Source organism: Streptosporangium sp. NBC_01639, assembly GCF_045209755.1.
In the GTDB taxonomy this organism is placed as follows: Bacteria; Actinomycetota; Actinomycetes; order Streptosporangiales; family Streptosporangiaceae; genus Streptosporangium.
Window position 1 is genome coordinate 1,999,887 of the sequence record NZ_CP109272.1, and the last position, 21,081, is coordinate 2,020,967.

19 protein-coding genes are annotated in these 21,081 nt (G+C 71.0%); 8 read left to right on the plus strand and 11 right to left on the minus strand.

Features of this window, described 5'->3' with window-relative positions; genetic code table 11:
* The first annotated feature begins 105 nt into the window (after window positions 1-105).
* The 6 genes from OHA77_RS08915 (at window position 106) to OHA77_RS08940 (ending at window position 5,023) form a co-directional block, all read left to right on the plus strand.
* Window positions 106-789 carry a response regulator gene (locus OHA77_RS08915; RefSeq protein ID WP_326821114.1) on the plus strand — a complete coding sequence of 228 codons (684 nt, stop codon included), beginning with the start codon at window positions 106-108 and terminating at the stop codon, window positions 787-789.
* A complete protein-coding gene (locus tag OHA77_RS08920; RefSeq protein WP_406317353.1) occupies window positions 786-1,637 on the plus strand; it encodes a glutamate ABC transporter substrate-binding protein in 852 nt (283 codons plus the stop codon). The genes OHA77_RS08915 and OHA77_RS08920 overlap by 4 nt, the downstream gene beginning before the upstream one ends.
* Before the next feature lie 205 nt (window positions 1,638-1,842).
* Complete coding sequence (locus tag OHA77_RS08925) at window positions 1,843-2,565, plus strand: amino acid ABC transporter ATP-binding protein (protein ID WP_406319807.1); 723 nt, start codon at window positions 1,843-1,845, stop codon at window positions 2,563-2,565.
* 17 nt (window positions 2,566-2,582) lie between these two features.
* Entirely contained in the window at window positions 2,583-3,413 is an 831-nt protein-coding gene (locus OHA77_RS08930; RefSeq protein ID WP_406317355.1) for a glutamate ABC transporter substrate-binding protein, read from the plus strand.
* A 72-nt stretch (window positions 3,414-3,485) separates the two neighbouring features.
* A complete protein-coding gene (locus tag OHA77_RS08935; RefSeq protein WP_406317356.1) occupies window positions 3,486-4,154 on the plus strand; it encodes an amino acid ABC transporter permease in 669 nt (222 codons plus the stop codon).
* Window positions 4,151-5,023: an amino acid ABC transporter permease gene (locus OHA77_RS08940; protein ID WP_406317358.1), complete on the plus strand. Its 873-nt coding sequence runs from the start codon at window positions 4,151-4,153 to the stop codon at window positions 5,021-5,023. The genes OHA77_RS08935 and OHA77_RS08940 overlap by 4 nt, the downstream gene beginning before the upstream one ends.
* Before the next feature lie 133 nt (window positions 5,024-5,156).
* On the opposite strand, the gene OHA77_RS08945 is transcribed toward OHA77_RS08940, so the two are convergent.
* Complete coding sequence (locus OHA77_RS08945) at window positions 5,157-6,122, minus strand: UDP-glucuronic acid decarboxylase family protein (RefSeq protein WP_406317359.1); 966 nt, start codon at window positions 6,120-6,122, stop codon at window positions 5,157-5,159.
* Window positions 6,119-7,069 carry a glycosyltransferase family 9 protein gene (locus OHA77_RS08950; RefSeq protein WP_406317361.1) on the minus strand — a complete coding sequence of 317 codons (951 nt, stop codon included), beginning with the start codon at window positions 7,067-7,069 and terminating at the stop codon, window positions 6,119-6,121. Before OHA77_RS08950 ends, OHA77_RS08945 begins: the two co-directional genes overlap by 4 nt.
* Before the next feature lie 457 nt (window positions 7,070-7,526).
* Between OHA77_RS08950 and OHA77_RS08955 the strand changes: the two genes are divergently transcribed.
* The gene (locus OHA77_RS08955; protein ID WP_406317362.1) at window positions 7,527-8,486 is read left to right on the plus strand and encodes a glycosyltransferase; all 960 of its coding nucleotides are present in this window, start codon (window positions 7,527-7,529) and stop codon (window positions 8,484-8,486) included.
* Between the two features lie 81 nt (window positions 8,487-8,567).
* Here OHA77_RS08955 and OHA77_RS08960 read toward each other — a convergent pair whose 3' ends face one another.
* The 6 genes from OHA77_RS08960 to OHA77_RS08985 are packed head-to-tail and all read right to left on the minus strand — an operon-like array spanning window position 8,568 to window position 17,164.
* Window positions 8,568-10,589 carry a beta-galactosidase gene (locus tag OHA77_RS08960; RefSeq protein ID WP_406317364.1) on the minus strand — a complete coding sequence of 674 codons (2,022 nt, stop codon included), beginning with the start codon at window positions 10,587-10,589 and terminating at the stop codon, window positions 8,568-8,570.
* Window positions 10,590-10,637: 48 nt separating this feature from the next.
* Window positions 10,638-11,570: a dihydrodipicolinate synthase family protein gene (locus OHA77_RS08965; protein WP_406317366.1), complete on the minus strand. Its 933-nt coding sequence runs from the start codon at window positions 11,568-11,570 to the stop codon at window positions 10,638-10,640.
* A complete protein-coding gene (locus tag OHA77_RS08970) occupies window positions 11,567-12,607 on the minus strand; it encodes an oligopeptide/dipeptide ABC transporter ATP-binding protein (RefSeq protein ID WP_406317367.1) in 1,041 nt (346 codons plus the stop codon). The genes OHA77_RS08965 and OHA77_RS08970 overlap by 4 nt, the downstream gene beginning before the upstream one ends.
* Window positions 12,607-14,580 (minus strand): dipeptide/oligopeptide/nickel ABC transporter permease/ATP-binding protein, encoded by a 1,974-nt coding sequence (locus OHA77_RS08975; RefSeq protein WP_406317369.1) that lies wholly within the window; start codon window positions 14,578-14,580, stop codon window positions 12,607-12,609. Before OHA77_RS08975 ends, OHA77_RS08970 begins: the two co-directional genes overlap by 1 nt.
* Window positions 14,580-15,521, minus strand: coding sequence for an ABC transporter permease (locus tag OHA77_RS08980; RefSeq protein WP_406317371.1), 942 nt, complete (start codon window positions 15,519-15,521; stop codon window positions 14,580-14,582). Before OHA77_RS08980 ends, OHA77_RS08975 begins: the two co-directional genes overlap by 1 nt.
* Before the next feature lie 20 nt (window positions 15,522-15,541).
* On the minus strand, window positions 15,542-17,164 hold the full coding sequence (locus OHA77_RS08985; protein ID WP_406317372.1) for an ABC transporter substrate-binding protein: 1,623 nt from the start codon (window positions 17,162-17,164) through the stop codon (window positions 15,542-15,544).
* 298 nt (window positions 17,165-17,462) lie between these two features.
* On the opposite strand from OHA77_RS08985, the gene OHA77_RS08990 reads away from it, so the two are divergent.
* On the plus strand, window positions 17,463-18,215 hold the full coding sequence (locus OHA77_RS08990; RefSeq protein WP_406317373.1) for a FadR/GntR family transcriptional regulator: 753 nt from the start codon (window positions 17,463-17,465) through the stop codon (window positions 18,213-18,215).
* Here OHA77_RS08990 and OHA77_RS08995 read toward each other — a convergent pair.
* The 3 genes from OHA77_RS08995 to OHA77_RS09005 are packed head-to-tail and all read right to left on the minus strand — an operon-like array spanning window position 18,200 to window position 21,080.
* On the minus strand, window positions 18,200-19,189 hold the full coding sequence (locus OHA77_RS08995) for an ABC transporter ATP-binding protein (protein WP_406317374.1): 990 nt from the start codon (window positions 19,187-19,189) through the stop codon (window positions 18,200-18,202). The two genes, OHA77_RS08990 and OHA77_RS08995, sit on opposite strands and share 16 nt — an antisense overlap.
* Window positions 19,186-20,202, minus strand: a complete 1,017-nt coding sequence (locus OHA77_RS09000; protein ID WP_406317375.1) for an ABC transporter ATP-binding protein — start codon at window positions 20,200-20,202, stop codon at window positions 19,186-19,188. Before OHA77_RS09000 ends, OHA77_RS08995 begins: the two co-directional genes overlap by 4 nt.
* Window positions 20,199-21,080 carry an ABC transporter permease gene (locus tag OHA77_RS09005; RefSeq protein ID WP_406317377.1) on the minus strand — a complete coding sequence of 294 codons (882 nt, stop codon included), beginning with the start codon at window positions 21,078-21,080 and terminating at the stop codon, window positions 20,199-20,201. Before OHA77_RS09005 ends, OHA77_RS09000 begins: the two co-directional genes overlap by 4 nt.
* Window position 21,081 lies beyond the last annotated feature (1 nt).

The window sequence follows — 21,081 nt, forward strand, 5'->3', positions numbered from 1 at the left end:
CTGCGGAGTGGATCCCCATGAGCAGAAGGAACAGAAGATTCCTGGCTGTAACAAAACGCCTTTAAGATGACGCAAGCGTCAGAGGAGCACGGACATAGGAGCAGCGTGACGACGGACATCACCGTCCTCATCGTGGATGACGATCCGGTCGTCACCACCGCGCTGCGCGCGCAGGTGAACCGGATCTTCGGCTTCAAGGTGGTGGGCATCGCACACACCGGGCAGGCGGCCCTGGCCGCCGCGCACCACTTCGCACCGCGGCTCGTCCTGCTCGACCTGCACCTGCCCGACCTGCCCGGCCTGGAGGTCGCCCACCAGCTCCGGCGGCCCAACCAGCCGCCCATGGACGTCATCGTGGTCTCCGGCCAGAAGGACTCGGCCGCCGTCAGGGCGGCGATGCAGCGCGGCGCCCTCTACTACCTGGTCAAGCCCACCCGCGTGGACACCCTGGAACAGACGCTGCACCGGTACGCCGCGACCATCGCGCAACTGGCGGGGTCCGGAAGCATCGAGCAGCAGGAGATCGACCGGATCTTCCGCTCGCTGCACCTGGACCAGACGGCCCGGCCGAAGAGCATCTCCGCGGCCACCGAGCAGTCGGTGCTCGACGCGCTGGCCGCGGCCGAGGCCGATCTGTCCGCGCACGAGATGGCGCAGACGATCGGCGTCAGCAGGGCGACCGCCCGGCGCTATCTGGAGTACCTCGCCGAGCTGGGGCAGGTCGAGTCGGGCCTGCGTTACGGACCGACGGGCCGCCCGCAGCACAGGTACCGGATGCGGATGCCGTGACCGCCTTCAGGGCGGCGCTCGCCGCGCTGATCTGGCTGGCGCTCGCCGGCTGCGGCGTGTCCGGCTCGCCCTCGCAGCACTCGGCGTTCCCCGACGGCTCCACCATGGCCCTCATCCGGGAGCGCGGCGTCCTCACCGTGGGCATCAAGTTCGACCATCCGCTGTTCGGCTACAAGGACCCGGCCACCGGGCGGATCACCGGATTCGACGCGGAGATCGCCCGGCTCGTCGCCAAAGACCTCACCGGCAGTGAGAGCAACATCCGCTTCATCGAGACCATCCCCCGCAACCGCGAGGACTTCCTGCAGCGCGGCGTGGTCGACGTCGTCCTCGCGACGTACTCGATCACACCCGCGCGGCGCAGGTTGGTCGGCTTCACCGACCCCTACTACTACGCCGGGCAGGACGTGCTGGTCCGTGCCGACGACACGGCCGTCCAGGAACCGGCGGACATGGGCGGCAAGAAGGTGTGCACGGCCAGGGGCTCCACCTCGGTGGACCGGCTGCGGTCCACCGTCCCCCGCGCCAAGCTCGAGATCGTCGACACCTACATGGAGTGCGTGACCGCCCTGATCACCGGGCGGATCGACGCGATCAGCACCGACGACACGATCCTGCTCGGGCTGATGCTCCAGCACCCGGAGCAGGTGCGGCTGCTGGGCAAGCCGTTCGGCAGGGAGCCGTACGGCATGGGCGTCCGCCGCGACGACGCCGCCTTCCGCGGCTATCTCGACGGGCTGATCGCGGGCTACCTGCGCGACGGCCGGTGGGACCGCGCCTTCCGGGACACCATCGGCGTCGCGGGCGCCGCCGCCGGACAGGCCAAGCCCGCATCCGACCGGCACTGAGCAAAACGCGCACAACACCTTTCGTGACACAAGCGGCTTCTACCGTTACGCCAACGCCGCTCGACGCGCCCTCCACCCGATGATCCGACGATCCGACGGTCCGGTGCGGCCTGCGGACAGTTGATCGCCGGATTGAAGGAGCGTGACGATGACCGTACACGGGGTGGCCACCGAGGAGCCCGCCTCCGCGGAGGCGCCGCTGGTGGTGCTGGACAAGGTCAACAAGCATTACGGCGAGCTGCACGTGCTTCAGGACATCGACCTGAGCGTCCGGCGCGGCGAAGTGATCGTGATCATCGGGCCGTCCGGGTCGGGCAAGTCCACCCTGTGCCGCGCGATCAACCGGCTGGAGAGCATCGACTCGGGTGCCATCACCATCGACGGCACCCCGCTGCCCGCCGAGGGGCGGCAGCTCGCCCGGCTCCGCGCCGACGTCGGCATGGTGTTCCAGAACTTCAACCTCTTCGCCCACAAGACGGTCCTGGAGAACGTCACGCTCGGACCGGTCACCGTGCTCGGGAAGAGCAAGGACGCGGCCGAGCGGCGGGGCCGCGAACTGCTCGACCGGGTGGGCATCGGCAACCAGGCCGGCAAGTATCCGGCGCAGCTGTCCGGCGGGCAGCAGCAACGCGTCGCCATCGCCCGTTCGCTGGCCATGGACCCCAAGGTGATGCTCTTCGACGAACCCACCTCCGCGCTCGACCCCGAGATGGTCAACGAGGTGCTCGACGTGATGACGGCACTCGCCGGCGACGGCATGACGATGCTCGTGGTCACCCACGAGATGGGCTTCGCCCGCCGCGCCGCCGACCGGGTCGTGTTCATGGCCGACGGCCAGATCGTCGAGGAGAACACCCCCGACCTCTTCTTCACCGCGCCGCGCAGCGAGCGCGCCCAGTCCTTCCTCGCCAAGATTCTCAGTCACTGACCCCCAGAAGGATGACCATGTTCAGACGATCCATCGTCACCGCGTTCGCCCTGGCCCTCGTCACCCTGACCTCCGCGTGCGGCGGCGACGACGCCTCCGCCTCCATCGTGGACAAGGCGAAGAACGAGAAGAAGCTCGTCATCGGCGTCAAGGCCGACCAGCCCGGCCTCGGCCTGCGCACGCCCGACGGCACCTTCGCGGGCTTCGACATCGAGGTCGCCAAGTACGTCGCCAAGGCCCTCGGCGTCGACGCCGCCAACATCACCTTCAAGGAGACCGTCTCGGCCAACCGCGAGGCGTTCATCGAGCAGGGCCAGGTCGACATGGTGGTGGCGACCTACTCCATCACCGACGCCCGCAAGCAGAAGATCTCCTTCGCCGGGCCGTACTTCGTCGCCGGGCAGGACCTGCTCGTCCGTGCCGACGACAACACGCTGACCGGGCCCGAGGCGCTCAACGGCAAGAAGCTGTGCTCCGTCGCCGGCTCGACCTCCGCGCAGAAGGTCAAGGACGCCTACGCCAAGGAGGTCCAGCTCCAGGAGGAGCGGGCCTACTCCGCGTGCGTGGACCGGGTGCTCGGCGGCCAGCTCGACGCCCTCACCACCGACAACGTGATCCTCGCCGGCTACGCCGCCCAGCACACCGGCAAGCTCAAGGTGGCCGGCAAGCCGTTCAGCACCGAGAAGTACGGCATCGGCCTCAAGAAGGACGACAAGCAGGGCCGTGACGCCATCAACGAGGCGCTGACCAAGATGTTCGCCGACGGGAGCTGGAAGAAGGCGATCGACGCCAACTTCGGCGCCGCCGGCTTCGCCGCCCCCGAGGTGCCGAAGCTCGAGAGGTACTGACCCCCCTCCCCGTACGGCGGGCATCGCATCCTGTCCGGTGCCCGCTGTACCTCGACCGGACTTGAGGTACCCATGAACGCACTGATCCTCGAGCGAGACACCATCCTCCTGGCCTTCTGGATGACCGTACGGCTCACCGCGGTCAGCACCGTCGGCTCGCTCGTGCTCGGCACCCTGTTGGCCGCGATGCGGGTCTCGCCGCTGTCGGTCCTGCGCACCGCCGCCGGCGGGTACGTCACCGTGGCCCGCAACACCCCGCTGACCCTCGTGCTCCTGTTCACCGGCCTGGGCGTGGGCGCGAACCTCGGTGTCGAGTTATCCGACGACATCAACGTGAACAACTTCTGGCTCGCCGTGATCGGGCTGACCGCCTACACCTCCGCCTTCGTGTGCGAGGCGCTGCGCTCCGGCATCAACACCGTGCCGGTCGGCCAGGCCGAGGCCGCCCGCTCGATCGGGCTCACCTTCCAGCAGACCCTGCGCCTGATCATCCTGCCCCAGGCGTTCCGGGCCGTCGTCGTGCCGCTGGGCAGCATCCTGATCGCGCTGACCAAGAACACCACCATCGCCCTCGTGGTCGGGGTGGCCGAGGCATCCGTGCGGATGCGGGAGATGATCGAGGTGTACGGAGACCAGGTGATTCAGATCTTCTTCGGATTCGCTGCCGGATTCGTCCTGCTCTGCCTGCCCACCGGGCTGTTCTTCGGCTGGCTGTCGCGCCGTCTGGCGGTGGCCCGATGAGCGCGGCCCCCGGCAACCTCTACGAGCCCCCGGGCCCGCGCAGCGTCCGCCGCAACCGGATGCTGGCCGCGGCCGCGACCGTGGTCATGATCGCCGTCGCCGTCCTCGTCTACGTCAGGTTCGACGCGAACGAGCAGTGGGCGGCGGAGAAGTGGTCACCGCTGATCCGCCCCGACGTGTGGAGCACGTTCATCCTGCCCGGCCTGTTCGGCACGCTGAAGGCCGCCGTCGCGGGGATCTTCCTCGCCACCGTCTTCGGGTTCGTCTTCGCGGCCGCCCGGATGTCCGAGCACCGCTGGCTCAGGGTGCCCGCCGCCGTGGTCGTGGAGTTCTTCCGCGCCGTCCCGCTGCTGCTGCTCATCTTCTTCGCGTTCTTCGGCTCGTTCGTGCTCATCGGGACGAGCGTCTCCGCGTTCACCGCCGTCGTCTTCGGGCTCACGCTCTACAACGGCTCGGTGATCGCCGAGATCGTCAGGTCCGGCGTGCACAACCTGCCCAAGGGCCAGGCGGAGGCCGCCTACGCGCTGGGCATGCGCAAGAGCCAGGTCATGCGGCTCGTCCTGCTCCCCCAGGCCGTCCGCACCATGATGCCCGCGATCGTCAGCCAGTGCGTGGTGCTGCTCAAGGACTCCGCGCTCGGGTTCATCGTCGGCTACGACGAGCTGGTGGACCGGGGTCTCAACGGCATCGCCGCGAACTTCTCCAACGTCATCCCCGCCGCCATCCTCATCGCCGTCATCTTCATCGCCATCAACGTCGCGCTCGACAAGTTCGCCCACTGGCTGCACGAGAACAGCGGCAGGCGAGCCCGTCAGGGAGACGACGCCAAGCCCGCGGCCGCCGAGCCCCAGCTGGTCGAAGCACTGTAGTCGCGCCCCCGCGCTTCTCCGGTGCCGACCAGCGGTGGGCCGGCGGCAGGCCGGTGTCACCCGGACAGGAGGACCGGCCCGCCCGACGGCCGCCGAGCCCGGAGAAGTCCGAGGGCCCGCAGACGATCGGATGCTAGTGCCGGAGGAGTTCCTCCGGCTCGCGCAGCTCCTCGGCGAACCAGGAGATGGTACGGCTCAGCCCGTCGACGATGTCCACCTTCGGCGCCCACCCCAGCCGGGAGGCGGCCAGGGAGATGTCCGGGCACCGGACCTCCGGGTCCTCGGCGGGACGGTCGACGAAGTGGATCGGCGAGTCCGAGCCGGTCAGCTCCCGGATCGTCTCCGCGAGGGCGAGCATGGTCAGCTCGACCGGGTTGCCGATGTTGACCGGGCCCGCGAAGTCGCTGCCGGCGAGGGCGAGGACCCCCTCGACCGTGTCGTCCACGTAGCAGATGGACCGGGTCTGCCCGCCGTCGCCGGTCACGGTGATCGGCTCGCCGCGCAGGGCCTGGCGGATGAAGGTGGGGATGGCCCTGCCGTCGTGGGGCCGCATCCTCGGCCCATAGGTGTTGAAGATCCGCACGATCGCGGTGTCGGTCCCGTGGGAGTTGCGATAGGCCGTCGTCAGCGACTCGGCGAACCGCTTGGCCTCGTCGTACACGCTCCGCGGCCCCACCGGGTTGACGTTGCCCCAGTAGCCCTCCCGCTGCGGGTGCTCCAGCGGGTCGCCGTACACCTCGCTGGTGGAGGCCAGCACGAAGCGGGCGCCCTTCTCCCTGGCCAGCCCGAGGGCGTGCAGCGTGCCGATGCTGCCCACCTTGAGCGTCTCTATCGGGTAGCGCAGGTAGTCGGCCGGAGAGGCCGCCGAGGCGAAGTGGAGCACCAGGTCGACGTCGCCGGAGACATGGACGAATCCCGTGAGGTCGCACTCCACCAGGCGGAACGCGGCCCGGCCCATCAGCTGCTCGACATTGCGCGGCGAGCCGGTCAGGAAGTTGTCCATGCAGATCACGCCCGCTCCCTCCGCGAGAAGGCGTTCACACAGATACGACCCCAGGAGACCGGCTCCGCCGGTCACCACCACCCGCCGCATGTTCATCGGGCCCTTACCTCCAGCAGATTGACGGCGGCGCCGAGGACATCCCGGACGCCGATCTCCAGCAGGCCCTCATCGGGCAGGTTCCCGTAGAGGTCGCCGGAGCGTCCCGCCCACAGGGAAACGTGCGATCCGGGGGGCGGTCCCCATCGAGCGGGCGAGACGGGCCCGAACAGCACCACGGAGGGGGTGGCGAGCGCGGTGGCCAGCCGGGCCACGCCGGTGTCGCCGCAGATGACCAGCCGGGCCCGCGCGACCAGTGCGGCCAGTTCGCCCAGGTCGGTACGGCCGGCGAGCACGGACGTCTCCGGCAGGCAGGCGAGGGAGGCCACGTGCTCGGCGAGTGCCCGCCCCCCGGCGCTCCCGGTGATCACCACGTCGTGACCGGCCTGCCGCAGCACGAAGGACACCAGCGCGAACCGCTCCGGCGGCCAGCGCCTGGCCGGGCCGGCGGCTCCGGGGTGGACGACGACCGGTGCGGGCTCTCCGGGCAGCGGGACCTTCAGCGCCAGATCGGCCGGGTCCGCGGCGATGCCGTACCAGCCGAGGAGGTCGCACCAGCGCCGGACCTCGTGCGCGTCCTGGCGCCATGACGGTCCCGGCACGTCGGGGAAGCCGGGGTGGGCGTGCGTGAGCAGCCGTCCCGGGTGGGTACGGCGCAGCGCGGCGATGCTCTGCGGGCTCCCGTCGTGCAGGTTGACCGCGATGTCAGGAGACGGGACGGGCGGCAGCGGGCCCGGCCCCGCCACGTCCAGCAGCTCGTCCACCGCGCCGATCAGCGGCAGCAGACCGGCCAGCGAGGCGGGCGCGGCCAGCACGATCCGGTGCTCGGAGTGGGCGCGCCGCAGGGCGCGCAGCGCCGGGACCGCGGTGAGGAGGCCACCGAGGCCGGGGCCGCGCAGCACCACCATGACCGGCGCCTCCCCGGCCGGGCGCCCACCGGGGCTCATGACGGCTTCCGGATCGGCACGGCCGGGACAACCGGGGCGCGGCGGGCGTAGGCGGCGCGTGGCTTCCCCTGGTCCCCGTGGACGACGAGCACCGCCGCCGGGTCATGGAAGATCGCGTTTATCCCGAGAAATCTCATGGATTCGCCTCTCGTGTGTAACTGGTTAACTACCGAGCGGAGCGCTTCTCAAAACGAAGGAACGGGGAAAAGTCCAGGTAAGAGACCTGCATATCTGCATATGTCACTTTCTGTAGTTTTTTGGGGCTTTTTTCTATCGGCCCGCCGCGTACCGAACCCGTTACCGAGAACACCCCGGAGACGCCCGTGCCGAGCCGTAGACCTCCAGCCGCCGTCCTGCCCGACCGTGCCGGCGCCCCGATCGCGGACGTTCCCCGCGACCACGGCACCGTCCGGATGGAGCCCGTGCCGGGAGCCCGTCCGGACGCCGGGACCCGTCCATGAGAATCCTGCTCTGGCACGTCCACGAACGCTGGACGACGGCGTTCGTCCGGGGCGCCCACGACTATCTCGTCCCCCTCGTCCCGGACCGCGGCCCCGACGGACGCGGCCGCCCGCGGGCCTCCCCCTGGCCCGCCACCGTGCGCGAGGTGCCGTGGAACCGGCTCCGCGGCGAAGACGTCGACCTGGTCGTCCTGCAGCGCCCCCGCGAGCTGGACCTCGTCCGGCGCTGGCTGCGCCGCCGGCCGGGCCGGGACGTGCCGGCCGTCTACGTCGAGCACGACGCTCCGGCGGGGAACGCACCCGGCACCCGGCACCCGCTGGCCGGCCGTGACGACATCCCGTTGGTCCACGTGACCCACTTCAACGACCTGTTCTGGGACTCCGGCAGGGCCCCCACCGAGGTGGTCGAGCACGGCGTCGTCGACCCCGGCCACCACTACACGGGTGAGCTCCCGCGCGCCGGCGCCGTCGTCGACGATCCGATCCGGCGCGCCCGGGTCACCGGAACGGACCTGCTCCCGAGGTTCGCCGCCGCGGCCCCGCTCGACGTCTTCGGCCTGAAGGTCACCGGCCTGCCGTACCGGCTCCGCTTCCCGTTCGGGACCTTCGAGGACCTGCCGCGGGAGAAGATGCACGCCGAACTGGCCCGTCGGCGGGTCTACCTGCACCCCTACCGGTGGACCTCGCTCGGGCCCTCCCTGATCGAGGCCATGCTGCTCGGCATGCCCGTCGTGGCGCTGGCCACCACCGAGGCCGTGGAGGCGGTGCCGCCGGAGGCGGGGGTGATCTCGACCCGCGTCGCCACCCTCACCGACGCGCTGCGGGGCTTCGTCACCGACCCGGCCCGGGCCCGGCAGTGCGGGAAGGCCGCCCGGACCGCCGCGCTCGCCCGCTACGGCCTCGGCCGCTTCCTGTCCGACTGGGATCGCGTGCTCGGCCGGGCCACCGGACGCTGAGCCGCAGGTACGGCTCAGCGCCGGCGCGGATCACCGGAGTCCAAGCCCGCCGCTCCGGCCGCTCCCGCTGCGAGGACTCCGTCAGGCGGGTACGGCCGCCGGGCGGAGCAGGGCCACCCCCCGGGGGGCGAGCCGTACGTGGTCCGACGGGCCGGCGCCGGTGAGGTCGTCGGTCATCGGGGCCGGCAGGGGTACGGTCACCGCTGCGGCGGAGTGGTTGAGCAGCACGTAGCGGGAGGTGCCGTCGGCCGCCTGCCGTACCCGTGCCTGCACGCCGCCGGGCAGGCCGGGCAGGACGGGCCGGACGCCCGCCTCCGCCGCGGCGCGGCGCAGCACCGCGCGCATCGTGGCGGGATCGGGGAGGGTGCCGAGATACCAGGCGGTGCCCAGCCCGAAACGGTGCCGGGTGACGGCGGGCAGGCCGGTGAGCTCACCGGCGGCGAAGGACTCGACGGCCTCGGCCCCCTCCAGCGCGATCTCCTCCGACCACAGGCTGCCCCTCCCCTGGGATAGCTCCACGGTGCCCCCGTCGTCGAGCGGCCAGAACTCCTCCACGCGCAGGCCGAGCATCCGCCGGAAGGGAGCCGGGTAACCGCCGAGGTGGACCCGGTCGCACGGGTCGACGATCCCCGAGAAGAAGGACATCAGCAGTGTCCCGCCGCCCTCGACGTACCGTTCGAGGTTGGCCGCCTCCTCCTCGCCGGCCATGTAGAGGTTGGGCACGACGACCAGCCGGTAGCCGGTCAGGTCACCGCCCGGCCGGACGACGTCGCACGCCACGTTGTCCTGGTGGAGGGGCAGGTAGTGGGCGAACACGAGGTCGTCGAGACGAAGGCCGGCGCTGGGACGGGCGGCCTGTTCCAGGCCCCACCAGCTCTGCCAGTCCAGGACGACGGCCACGTCGGCGCGGGGCGACCGCGTGCCGAACAGCTCCGGCACGCTCGCGAGCTCCCGGCCGAGCTCCCGCACCTCCCGGAAGGTCCGGGTACCGGTGCCGCCGTGCGGGACCATCGCCGAGTGGTACTTCTCGGCCCCGCCGCGCGACTGCCGCCACTGGAAGAACATCACCGCGTCGGCGCCGTGCGCGACGGCCTGCCAGCTCCACAGCCGCATGACGCCGGGCGGTTTGGGCGCGTTGCAGGCCCGCCAGTTGACGGCACTCGGCGCCTGCTCCATGAGCAGGTACGGCTGGCCGTCCCGCAGCGACCGCATCACGTCGTAGGAGAGGGCGGCCCTGGGCGCGGCGTGCTCGTCGTACGGGTCGGGGTAGGAGTCGTAGCTGACGACGTCCAGGTGGGGGGCCCACTGGAACAGGTCGAGGGTCTTGGCCAGCGGCACGAAGTTGGTCGTGGCGGGCACCTCGGGGGTGATCCGGTCGAGGATCCGCCTCTCGGCGAGGTAGCAGGCGAGCAGCTCGTCGGAGCCGAACCGGGCGAAGTCGATCTGCTGGGCGGGGTTGGGGATGGTCGGCGCGGTGCGGGGCGGCAGCACCTCCTCGAAGGAGGCGTACCGCTGCGACCAGAACGCCGTCGACCAGGCGTCGTTGAGCGCCTCGACGTCGCCGTAGCGCCCGCGCAGCCAGCCGCGGAACGCCTCGGCGGAGACGTCGCAGTAGCACGCCCGCACATGGCAGCCGTACTCGTTGCCGACATGCCACATGACCAGCGCCGGGTGGTCGCCGTAGCGCTCGGCCACGGCGGTGACCAGGTGTGCCGCGTGCTCCCGGTAGACCGGGCTGGAAGGGCAGTAGTGCTGGCGCGCGCCCGGCCAGAGCCGGGTCCCGTCCGCCTGCTCCGGCAGCGTCTCGGGGTGGCGGGCGCTCAGCCAGGGGGGCGGGGAGGCGGTCATGGTGGCCAGGCCGACGCCGACGCCGCCGTCCGCCAGCAGGTCCATGATCTTGTCGAGCCGGCCGAACTCCAGCCGGTCCGGCTCCGGCTGCACGACGGCCCAGGAGAAGACGCCCAGGCTGACCAGGTTGACCCCGGCTTCCCGCATCAGCTTGACGTCCTCGGTGTGCACCTCCTCCGGCCACTGCTCGGGGTTGTAGTCACCGCCGTAGGCGATGCCCCCCAGCCGCCGGTACAGCCGATCCATCCTGCTCATTTTCGACGCTCCCTTCCAGCGGCCCGGCCGGGCGGCCGGACCGGTCCGTCACAGCAGGCCGGCCGCGGCCAGGTATTCGCCGACGCGACCCGTCTCGTCCCCGTCCAGCGGGATCTGCGGCAGCGCGGTGGTCGGGTGGTCGATGATCCCGCGCAGGTGCAGGGCCGCCTTGAAGGCACCCATCGCCGAGGACCCCGCCCCCATCCGCGCCCCGCCGACCCTCACCAGCTCGAACAGGCGGAACAGCCGTTCCTGCTCGGCGCGGGCGGCCGCCCAGTCGCCCTCCGACGCCGAGCGGAACAACCGCGCGTACCCGTGGGGGTCGACGTTGCCCAGTCCGGGCACCACGCCGTCGGCCCCCATCCACAGGGCGGAGTCGACGGTCAGCTCGGATCCGGTCAGCACGCTGAAGGAGCCGACGTCACTCCGTTCCCGCCGGCCGAGGATCACCTCGCGCAGGCCGGCGTCGTCACCGCTGGAGTCCTTCACCCCGGCCAGCACGCCGTCGGCCGCCAGGCCGAGCAGGAGGTCGGCGCCGAGCTTGCTGTGCACGGAGACGGGCAGGTCGTAGGCGTACAGCGGCAGACCGGCCCGGTCGGCGACGGCCCGGAAGTGCGCGGCGATCTCCACGGGGTGGGTACGGGCGTAGAACGGCGCGGTCGCCACGATCCCGTCCGCGCCCGCCTTGACGGCGGCCCGCACGTGCTCCAGCACCCTCGGGGTGGTCATGTCGATCACACCGGCCAGCACCGGGACCTGGCCGCCCACGTGCCCCAGCACCGTGTCCAGCACGATCCTGCGGTGTCCGTCCGGCAGGAACGCCACCTCCGAGGAGGAGCCGAGGACGAACAGCCCGTCCACCCCGCCGGCCAGCAGATGGTCCACCAGCCGGGTCAGCGATCCGGTGTCGACCTCGAAGTCCGGGGTCAACGGGGTGCACACCGGGGGGATGACGCCGGTCAGTGCGGTGGCGGTTGTCATTGACGCTCCTGTGCTTGGCTGATCAGGTCGAGGTCGGTGGCCCCGGCGGGGACCGGGTGGTGGCAGCGGAACAGGTGGTCGCCGGACGGGCCGCCGCCGGCCCGCATCGCCGGCATCTCCACGGCGCACGCGTCGTCGGCCTTCCAGCACCGGGTGCGGAAGGGACATCCGCTCGGCGGCCGCGTCGCCGACGGCACCGAGCCCACCAGCGGGATCGGATTGATCGGCGAGAGCAGTCCCGGCGTGGCGGAGAACAGTGCCCGGGTGTACGGATGGCGGGCATGGTCCGGTACGGCCTGCGCGGAGGCCCGTTCGACGACCCGTCCCAGGTACATCGTGACGACCTGGTCGCTCATCCGCCGCACCGTCTGGATGTCGTGCGAGACGAAGACCAGCGTCAGGCCGAGTCTGCCCTTCAGCTCCAGCAGCAGGTTCAGGATCTGGGCGCGGACCGAGACGTCCAGCGCGCTCGTCGGCTCGTCCGCGATCAGCAGCTCCGGTTCGAGCGCGAGCGCCCTGGCGATGGCCACGCGCTGGCGCTGGCCTCCGGAGAGCCGGCCCGGCAGCAGGTCGGCGGAGCTCGGGGGCAGGCCGACCAGGTCGAGCAGCTCGCGCACCCGCTCGTCCCGCCACCGCGCGGTGCCGCGCCGGTGCACGTTCAGCGGGTCACGCAGGATCTGCTGGACGGGCAGCCGGCGGTTGAGCGCGGTGGACGGATCCTGGAAGATCATTCCGGTGCTCGACCCGACGAGCGTCCGGCGCTCGGCGTCCTTCGTCGACCAGAGGTCCCGCCCTCTGAAGGACACCGTGCCGGAGGTGGGCCGCTGCAACCCCACGAGCACCTTGGCCAGGGTGGACTTGCCGCAGCCGGACTCCCCCACGACACCGACCGTCTGACCGGCGGCGACGGTCAGGTCCGCCCCGGTGAGGGCGTACACCCGGTCGCGGGAGAACAGGCCGCCGGAGCGCGCCCGGTGCACGACATGGACGTCGGCGAGTTCGAGCAGGGTCTCGGCCGGGCCGGGGTCCGTCGCCATCAGGTCTCCTTCCCGGCGAACACCGGAGTCGTGATCTCGACCGCCGGATGGTGGCAGGCCACCGAGTGGCGGTGGACGTCTCCGTCCAGCCCGGGGGCGTCCGTGCGGCAGACGTCCGTGGACATCGGGCAGCGGTCGGCGAACCGGCAGCCGGCGGGGAAGTCGGCGGGGGACGGGACCACCCCGCGGATCTGGGTGAGCCGCTCCGCGCCGGCCTCCAGCGACAGCACCGAGCCGAGCAGCCCCCGGGCGTAGTGGTGCGCCGGGGCTCCGACGAGTGCTGCGGTGATCCCGGTCTCGACGATCTGCCCGCCGTACATCACCACGATTCGATCGGTGACGTCGGCCACCAGGGCGAGGTCGTGGGAGACCAGGACCAGGGCGAAGCCGAGTTCGGACCGGAGCCGCAGCAGCAGTTCGATCACCTGCGCCTGGACCGTCACGTCCAGGGCGGTGGTGGGCTCGTCGGCGATGATCAGTTTGGGGCTGCGGGACAGGGCCATCGCGATGAGCACCCGCTGGCGCTGGCCGCCGGACAGCTCGTGCGGGTAGGCGGGCAGGGTCCGCGCCGGGTCCAGCCCGACCAGCTCCAGAAGTTCGGCCGCGCTCCGCCTGCCGCCCCGCCTGACCACCTGCTTCAGCTGTGCCTTGATGGTCATCGCGGGGTTCAGCGAGGAGAGGGCGTCCTGGTAGATCATCGCCATGTCGTGTCCGAGCAGCCTGCGGCGGGCCGGCCGGGAGAGCCTCAGCAGATCCTTGCCGTCGAAGCGGATCTCGCCGCGGATCCGCGCTCCGCGCGGCTGCAGGCCCATGACCGTCAGCGCGGTGAGCGATTTGCCGCACCCGGACTCGCCGACCAGCCCGAGCACCTCGCCCGGCCGGACGTCGAAGGAGATCCCGTCGACGATGTCCACGCCGTCGTGCCGGCCGTCGAAGCCGACGGCCAGGTCGGTCACCCGCAGGACCGGCTCGCCGGTGGGCAGCGGGCGGGCACGTCCGGCCAGGCGACGGGCCGCCTCGGCCAGCCCCGGCAGTTCGGTGACCTCTCCGGTCCCGGGCCGCGCCTGCTCCAGGGCATCCACCTCGGCGGGCTTCTCCGGGTCGGCGGGCCGACGGGCCGCCGGTGCCGCCGGTGCCGCCCAGGCGTCGGACACCCCTTCGGACAGGATGTTCAGCGAGAGCACGGTGAGCAGGATCAGCAGGCCGGGGAAGACGGTGGCCCACCATCCTCCGAGAAGCACCATGTTCCTGCCGTCGGCGATGACGCTGCCCCAGGACGGGTCGGGCGGCCGGACCCCGGCGCCGATGAAGGACAGCGACGCCTCGAAGACGATGGCGTCGGCGACCGTCACCGTGCAGAACACCAGCACGGGCGCCGCACAGTTGACGGCCACATGCCTGATCAGGATGTGCGGGGTCCGGGCACCGATGATCCTCTCGGCCGCCACGTAGTCCTCTCCGTACTGCGCCAGCACGTTGGCCCGGACCACGCGGGCCACCGACGGCATGTACAGGAAGCCGATCGCGGCCACCAGCACCGTGACGCTGCCGCCGAAGACCGCCACCAGCACCGCGGCCAGCGCGATCCCGGGAAAGGCCATGACGACGTCGAGGACCCGCATGATCGTCTCGTCGATCCACCTGCGGGAGGTGGCGGCGACGGCTCCGACGACGGACCCGGCCACCAGCGCCAGGGCGGTCGCTCCCAGACCGATGAGGAGCGACCAGCGCGCCCCGTGCATCAGCCGGCTCAGGATGTCGCGGTTGGCGCTGTCCAGCCCCATCCAGTGGCCGGCGGAGGGCCCGCCGCCGGCGGCCTGCTGGAGGTACGGCGAGTGCGGGGCCAGCAGGGGTGCGAACAGGGCGGCGAGGATGACCACCGCCAGAATGCCCAGGGCGGCCCACGACAGCGGAGACAGCCTCCGGAAGGTGATCCCGGGCCGGGTCAGCGCGTCCGTCAGTCCTCTTCGCATCAGGCCGCGCTCCTCAGCCGGGGATTGACCAGCAGGTAGAGGATGTCGACGACCAGGTTGACGACCATGAATCCGACGGCGATGGTCAGCACCACACCCTGGACCACCGCCGGGTCGCCGTCACGTACGGCATTGATCATTAGTTGCCCCATTCCGGGGAGGGAGTAGATCTGCTCGATGACCACCGCGCCGCCGAGCAGGTACCCGATCCGCAGGCCCAGCACCGTGAGCGGGTTGATCAGCGCGTTGCGCAGCACGTTGCGCCCGACGACCACCAGCGGGGGGAGCCCGCTGCCGATCGCGGTGCGGACGTAGTCCCGGTCCAGTTCCTCGACCATGGAGGTGCGGATGATCCGGATGAGCTGGGCCGCCACCGGGAGGGACAGCGACAGGGCGGGCAGTGTCATCGACCGCAGCCAGCCGGTGAGGGAGTCGGCGGGGTTGATGTATCCGCCGGTCGGGAAGATCCCCTTGCTCACCGCGAGCCACTGGATCATCAGCAGCGCCAGCCAGAAGGCCGGGGCCGCCACCCCGACCAGCGACACCACCCGGATCACCTGATCGGGCCAGCGATCCCGGAAGAGCGCCGCGGTGACGCCGAAGACCAGGGCGACGACCACGGCGATTCCCAGCCCCAGGAAGGTGAGCTGGACGGTCAGCGGCAGCGCGGTGAGCACCGAGTCGAGCACGGGGGCCTTGGTGAGCACGCTGGTGCCCATGTCACCGTGGAGCAGGTCGCCGACGAAGCGCACGTACCGCAGCGGCAGCGGGTCCAGCAGGCCGTTCTCGACCTGGAACCGGTGGATCTGTTCCGGGGTCGGGTTGGCGCCCTGGAAGTAGGCGTACTCGGGCTTGCTGTTCGAGAACCGCATGACGATGAAGACGAACAGGACGACGCCCAGCAGCAGCGGGATCAGGATGAGGACGCGGCGGAGAAGCATCCTGGCGATGACGGCCATGGTCAGGTGCGCTTGGCCTGCAGCAGGTTGATGCCCGGGTACGGCTGCGGGCGGACTCCGGAGACCTTCCTCGGATCCCAGGCGGTCATCAACTCGGTGTGCACGACCGGGTAGAGCACCGCCTGCTCGGCGATGACGTCGATGTATTCGCGGACCAGCTCGGTCTTCGCCGACTTGTCCGGCTCCTCGGTGGCCCTGTCCATCATCTCGAAGAGGTCCTTGGCCGCCTTGCCGCCCTCCCAGCGGCTGTACTTCATCCACAGGCCGCCGCGGACGTAGTTGTAGTGCAGGATCAGGTCGGCGTCCATGCCGAACTGGTTGGGGTTCGACGCGGCGGCGACCACCTGGTACTCCTGGAACTGGTCCATCTTGGCGAACAGCGCGGCGGTGTCCTGCGGCTCCAGCGTGGTCTTGACGCCGACCGCCTCCCAGGAGGCGGCGATGGTCGGCAGGCAGTCGGTGATCCAGCTCAGGTTGACCGCCATCAGGTTGATCGTCAGGTTCTCGGCCCCGGCCTCCTTGAGCAACGCCCTGGCCTTGTCCGGGTCGTAGTCGTAGACGGTGGCCGCCCTGGCGTGGTCGGGGTGCCCCTCGTTGAGGAAGGAGCTCGACGCGGTGCCGTGCCCCTTGAGCGCCACCTGGATCATCTTCTGCCGGTCGATCGCGTAGTGCAGCGCCTGCCGTACCCGCACGTCGTCGAAGGGTTTCGTACCGGTGTTGAACATGAGGAACAGGTGGTTCATGCCCTTGCCGCCCTCGACGGTCAGCCCTGATGCGGCGAGCTGGTCGATGTTGGCGTAGGGGACGTTGTCGGCGATCTGCGCCTCGGCCGCGCCGCCGGAGATCTTGGCGACCCGCGCCGCCGCGTCGACGATGGACAGCCAGTTCATCTTCTTGACGGTGGCCGGCCGCGGGCCGTTGTAGTCGGCGAACGCCTCGAAGGTCGTGTTCGACTTGGGGTTGTGCGCGGTCTGCCGGTAGGGGCCGGATCCGCAGGTCTTGCCGCCCTTGGCCGCGTCCCAGGCGCCGGGGGCGCCGAAGACGTGCTTGGGCATGATCTTGGCGATCGTCAGCCGGGGCGCCGCGTCGGGGAAGGGGAACTTGAAGACCAGTTCGACGTTGCGGTCGTCGATCTTCTTCACCTCCCGCAGCCATGCCTTGAAGAAGTTGCCGACGAGCACGTTCTCGGCCGGGTCGAGGATCCGCTGGAAGGTGAAGACCACGTCGTCGGCGGTCACCGGCCGGCCGTCGTGCCACTTCGCGCCTTCGCGGAGGGTGAACTTCCACGAGGTGGCCGCCGGGTCCGCCGGCAAGGCGGTGGCCAGGGCGGGATACGGCTCGCGCGTGATCGGGTCGGTGTCCAGCAGCCCCTCGTAGATGTGGCTGATGCCGGCCATCGTGAACGCGGAGGCGGTCTGCGTCGGGTCCCAGCTCTGGTCGTTGCCGTATCCGATGACGGCGGTGACCAGGTCCTTGTCCGATCCGGCGCCGACCGAGCCGGTCGAGGCGGGTCCGCCCGAACAGGCGGAGAGGGAGGTCGCGATGGCCGCCGCCGCACCTGCCGCTCCGCTGTAGCGCAGGAAGTCGCGGCGGCTGAGGGCGGGCCGGAATGGGGGGGCGCTCACGGTGCCTCCTACAGGCGTCGGAACCAGGGAAAGAATTCCTAGGACGTCCTACGTCCTACGTTGTGTATTAGAGTGGACCGTAGAGGGCGAGCCGTCGTCTGGTCAACAGAAGTCGGCGGGAATGTGTCCGCGATGTTTCGTCGGGACCACCCTCCGGCGGCTCCGCCGCGTCACCGACCGGAAAACCGCGTCGTATGCTGTCGGGTCGGGAGCAAGCCGGGGACCTGGTCTCGCACCACCGACGACTGCCACCCGGCGCGGGGCACCGCCACCGGCCGCCGATCACAGGGGAACCACCGTGACCACAGCCCCCCGCCCGTTCCGCGGCCGGCTCAGCCGTGCCGTCGAGGTCCAAGAGGCCGTCAAGGACATCATCCTGCGGCGCAGGCTCGCGGCCGGTGACCCGCTGCCCACCGAGTCCGAGCTGATCGAGGAGCTCGGGATCAGCCGCAACTCGGTCCGCGAGGCGCTCAAGGCCCTGCAGGCCGTCGGCATCGTGGACATCCGCCACGGCTTCGGGATGTTCGTGGGCCGGATGTCGCTGACCGGCCTGGTCGACGAACTGGCCTTCCACGGCCGGATCACGATGCAGGACGGCCGGAACGATCTCGGCCACCTCATCGAGATCCGCGAGATCCTCGAAACCGGCCTGGTCCAGCGGCTGATCGACCGGCATCAGGAGGCCGACCTGTCCCCGGTCGACGTGGTGATGGAGCAGATGGAGGCCGAGGCTCTCGTAGGAGACGTCTCACCGGACACCGACCGGCTCTTCCACGACGTGCTCTACCGCCCGCTGGGCAACCCCCTGGTCGGGCAGCTTCTCGGCGCCTTCTGGGATGTCTACCACCAGCTACGCGACAATCTGGGGAGCCCAGACGAGTCCCCGGCCGACGTCGTGCGGCGGCACCGCGACATCCACGCCGCCGTCGCGGCCGGGGACAAGGCGGCGGCCATCGCCGCGGTGCACGCCCACTTCGAGGGCGTCCGCAACCGGCTGCGGCGGCTGGACGATCCGCCGCAGCCGGGCGCCCCGGCTCAGCCGTCCCCGTAGTGCCAGCACTCGGTCCAGCGGCCGTCGCCGAGTTCGGTGCGGAGCGGGATCCGCTCCGAACAGACCGGCAGGGCGATCGGGCAGCGGGGATGGAACCGGCAGCCGCCCGGCGGATCGGCCAGGCTGGGGGGCTCGCCGCGGCTGAGGATCTCCGGTGGTGACACGCGATCCGGATCGGGGGCGGCCGACAGGAGCAGGCGGGTGTACGGATGCGTCGGCTCCTGGGTGAGGACCTCCCCCGGACCGCTCTCGATGAGCCGTCCGGCGTACATCACCGTGATGTCCTCGGCGAAGTAGCGCGCGCTCGCGATGTCGTGGGTGATGTACAGCAGGGCCAGGCCGCTCTCGTCGGCCAGCCGCTCCAGCAGCCGCAGCACCCCCAGCCGGATCGACACGTCGAGCATGGAGACCGGCTCGTCGGCGATCAGCACGGCCGGCCGTACGGCGAGGGCCCTGGCGATCGCCACCCGCTGGCGCTGCCCGCCCGACAGCTCGTGCGGAAGCTTGTCCATGAACTGCTCGACCGGAGTGAGGCTGACCCTTTCGAGGAGTTCGGCCACCTGCTCGGTCTCCTCGGCGGACGAGCGCGCGTGACCGTGGATCCGCAACGGCCTGGCCAGGTGGTAGCGGACCCGGTGGAAGGGGTTGAGCGACGCGAAGGGGTCCTGGAAGATCAGCTGTACCTGGCGGCGGTAGTCGCGGAACTCCGCCCCCCGGTGGGCCCGCACCGGACGGCCGCGCAGCAGCACCTCCCCCGAGGTCGCGGGATAGACCTGCGCCAGCAGCCGGGCGACCGTGCTCTTGCCGCAGCCGCTCTCCCCCACCAGTGCGGTCACCGAGCCGGCCCGCAGCGCCAGCGACACGTCGTCCACCGCGCGGATCGGCGGGCGCCGGCCCAGCCGCCCTCTCGGACCCCGGGCCGCGGTGAAGTGCTTGGTCAGGTTCCGTCCCTCCAGCACCACTTCTGCGCTCATGCGTCGACCTCCGACGTCGGTCCGGTGGGGACGGGCACGCCGGTCCCGTCGTGCAGCAGGCAGGCGACCGCTCCCTCGGGGCCGGGACGCAGCAGCGGATGCGTCGAGCGGCACTCGTCGAGGGCGAAGCGGCAGCGGGGGTGGAAGGCGCAGCCGGGCGGCGGCTCCCGCAGGTCCGGCGGTGTGCCGGGGATGCTGAGCAGCTCCTGACGGGGCCCGCGCAGCTTGGGGAAGGACCGCAGCAGACCGAGCGTGTACGGATGACGCGGCGCCCGGTGCAGTGCGCGGGCGTCCCCGGTCTCCACGACCCGGCCGGCGTACATGACCGCGATACGGTCGGAGATCTCCATGAGCAGCGACAGGTCGTGCGTGATGAAGACGACCGCGAAGCCGAACTCGTCCTTCAGCGCCCGGATCTCGTGCAGGATGTCGCGCTGGACGACGACGTCGAGGGCGGTCGTCGGCTCGTCCATGATGATGATCTCGGGGTTGAGGGCGAGCGCGATGGCGATCACGGCACGCTGCCGCATGCCCCCGGAGAGCTCATGGGGGTAGCTGCGCAACCGGTCCGCGCCGATGCCGACCCGGTGCAGCAGTTCGGCCGCCCGTTCGGTCCTGGCCTTGCGCGGCAGCTCGCGCTCGTGGGTGCGGAGCACGTCGTCGATCTGGGCGCCGACGGTGCTCACCGGGTTGAGGGAGTTCATCGCGCTCTGGAAGACGATCGCGAGCTCCTTCCAGCGGAACGCCCGCAGCGCCGCCCGGTCGAGGTCCAGGACGTCGACCGGCCCGCCGCCGGCCCGGTGGTAGAGGATGGAGCCGCCGGTGACCACGGCCGGGGGCCGCAGCAGCCGTCCGAGAGCGTGCGCGAGCGTCGACTTGCCGCTGCCGCTCTCCCCCGCGACCCCGAGGATCTCACCGCGCCGCAGGTCCAGCGAGACGTCGTCGACCGCGTGCACGGTACCTCCCGCCGACAGGTAGTCCACGCTGAGGCCGCGGATCTCCAGGATGTTCACGGGCCCACCTCTCCCGCGGTCTCGAGCACCGCGGTGGATCCACGGCGGGAGCGCCGGGGCGCCCGCACGGTCCGCAGCCGGGGGTTCGCGATCTCGTCGATGCCGAAGTTCATCAGGCCGAGCCCGGCGCCGACGAGTGCGATGCACAGCCCCGGCGGGATGAACCACCACCAGGCGCCGACGAGCAGGGCCTGGCCGTTCTGCGCGAAGTAGAGCATGCTCCCCCAGCTGACGGTGGACAGGTCGGCCAGGCCGAGGAACGACAGCCCCGCCTCGGCGAGGATCGCGGCCACGACGGTGGCCAGGAAACTGGTGGCGATCACCGGCAGCTCGACCGGGAGGATCTCGTAGAAGATGATCCTCAGTGGCTTCTCACCGCCGGCCCTGGCGGCCTCGACGAAGTCGCGGCGGCGGATGGACAGGGTCTGTGCGCGCAGGATGCGGGCGCCCCAGGCCCAGCCGGTCGCCGCGATGACGACCGCGACGGAGGCGACGCCGCGCTGGGGCAGGTAGCCCGCGAGCACGATCACCAGCGGCAGCGCCGGCAGCACCAGGAAGATGTTGGTGAGCACCGAGAGCGTCTCGTCCACGACGCCGCCGAAGTAGCCGCCGACCAGTCCGACGGCGATCGACACCACGGTGGCGATCACCGCTGACAGCACCCCCACGCCCAGCGAGACACGGGAGCCGTGCACGACCTGCAGGAGGATGTCCTGGCCGGTCTGCGTGGTGCCGAGCCAGTGCTCGGCCGACGGCCCCGCCAGCGCCTCGCCGCCGGTGGCGGACGGGTCGCCGGTGAGCAGCAGTGGCCCGAAGATCGCCATCAGGGCGAAGAAGGCGAGGATCAGCAGGCCGATCCTGATCTTCCACGAGCGCATG

What these genes read in the sequence shown, in the direction of transcription:
- OHA77_RS08965 (WP_406317366.1), bottom strand. Translation starts at nt 11,570, where the DNA reads ATGACAACCGCCACCGCACTGACCGGCGTCATCCCCCCGGTGTGCACC.
- OHA77_RS08955 (WP_406317362.1), top strand. Translation starts at nt 7,527, where the DNA reads ATGAGAATCCTGCTCTGGCACGTCCACGAACGCTGGACGACGGCGTTC.
- OHA77_RS08940 (WP_406317358.1), top strand. Translation starts at nt 4,151, where the DNA reads ATGAGCGCGGCCCCCGGCAACCTCTACGAGCCCCCGGGCCCGCGCAGC.
- OHA77_RS08945 (WP_406317359.1), bottom strand. Translation starts at nt 6,122, where the DNA reads ATGAACATGCGGCGGGTGGTGGTGACCGGCGGAGCCGGTCTCCTGGGG.
- OHA77_RS09005 (WP_406317377.1), bottom strand. Translation starts at nt 21,080, where the DNA reads ATGCGCTCGTGGAAGATCAGGATCGGCCTGCTGATCCTCGCCTTCTTC.
- OHA77_RS08930 (WP_406317355.1), top strand. Translation starts at nt 2,583, where the DNA reads ATGTTCAGACGATCCATCGTCACCGCGTTCGCCCTGGCCCTCGTCACC.
- OHA77_RS08980 (WP_406317371.1), bottom strand. Translation starts at nt 15,521, where the DNA reads ATGCTTCTCCGCCGCGTCCTCATCCTGATCCCGCTGCTGCTGGGCGTC.
- OHA77_RS08960 (WP_406317364.1), bottom strand. Translation starts at nt 10,589, where the DNA reads ATGAGCAGGATGGATCGGCTGTACCGGCGGCTGGGGGGCATCGCCTAC.
- OHA77_RS08935 (WP_406317356.1), top strand. Translation starts at nt 3,486, where the DNA reads ATGAACGCACTGATCCTCGAGCGAGACACCATCCTCCTGGCCTTCTGG.
- OHA77_RS08995 (WP_406317374.1), bottom strand. Translation starts at nt 19,189, where the DNA reads ATGAGCGCAGAAGTGGTGCTGGAGGGACGGAACCTGACCAAGCACTTC.
- OHA77_RS08975 (WP_406317369.1), bottom strand. Translation starts at nt 14,580, where the DNA reads ATGCGAAGAGGACTGACGGACGCGCTGACCCGGCCCGGGATCACCTTC.
- OHA77_RS08970 (WP_406317367.1), bottom strand. Translation starts at nt 12,607, where the DNA reads ATGGCGACGGACCCCGGCCCGGCCGAGACCCTGCTCGAACTCGCCGAC.
- OHA77_RS08950 (WP_406317361.1), bottom strand. Translation starts at nt 7,069, where the DNA reads ATGAGCCCCGGTGGGCGCCCGGCCGGGGAGGCGCCGGTCATGGTGGTG.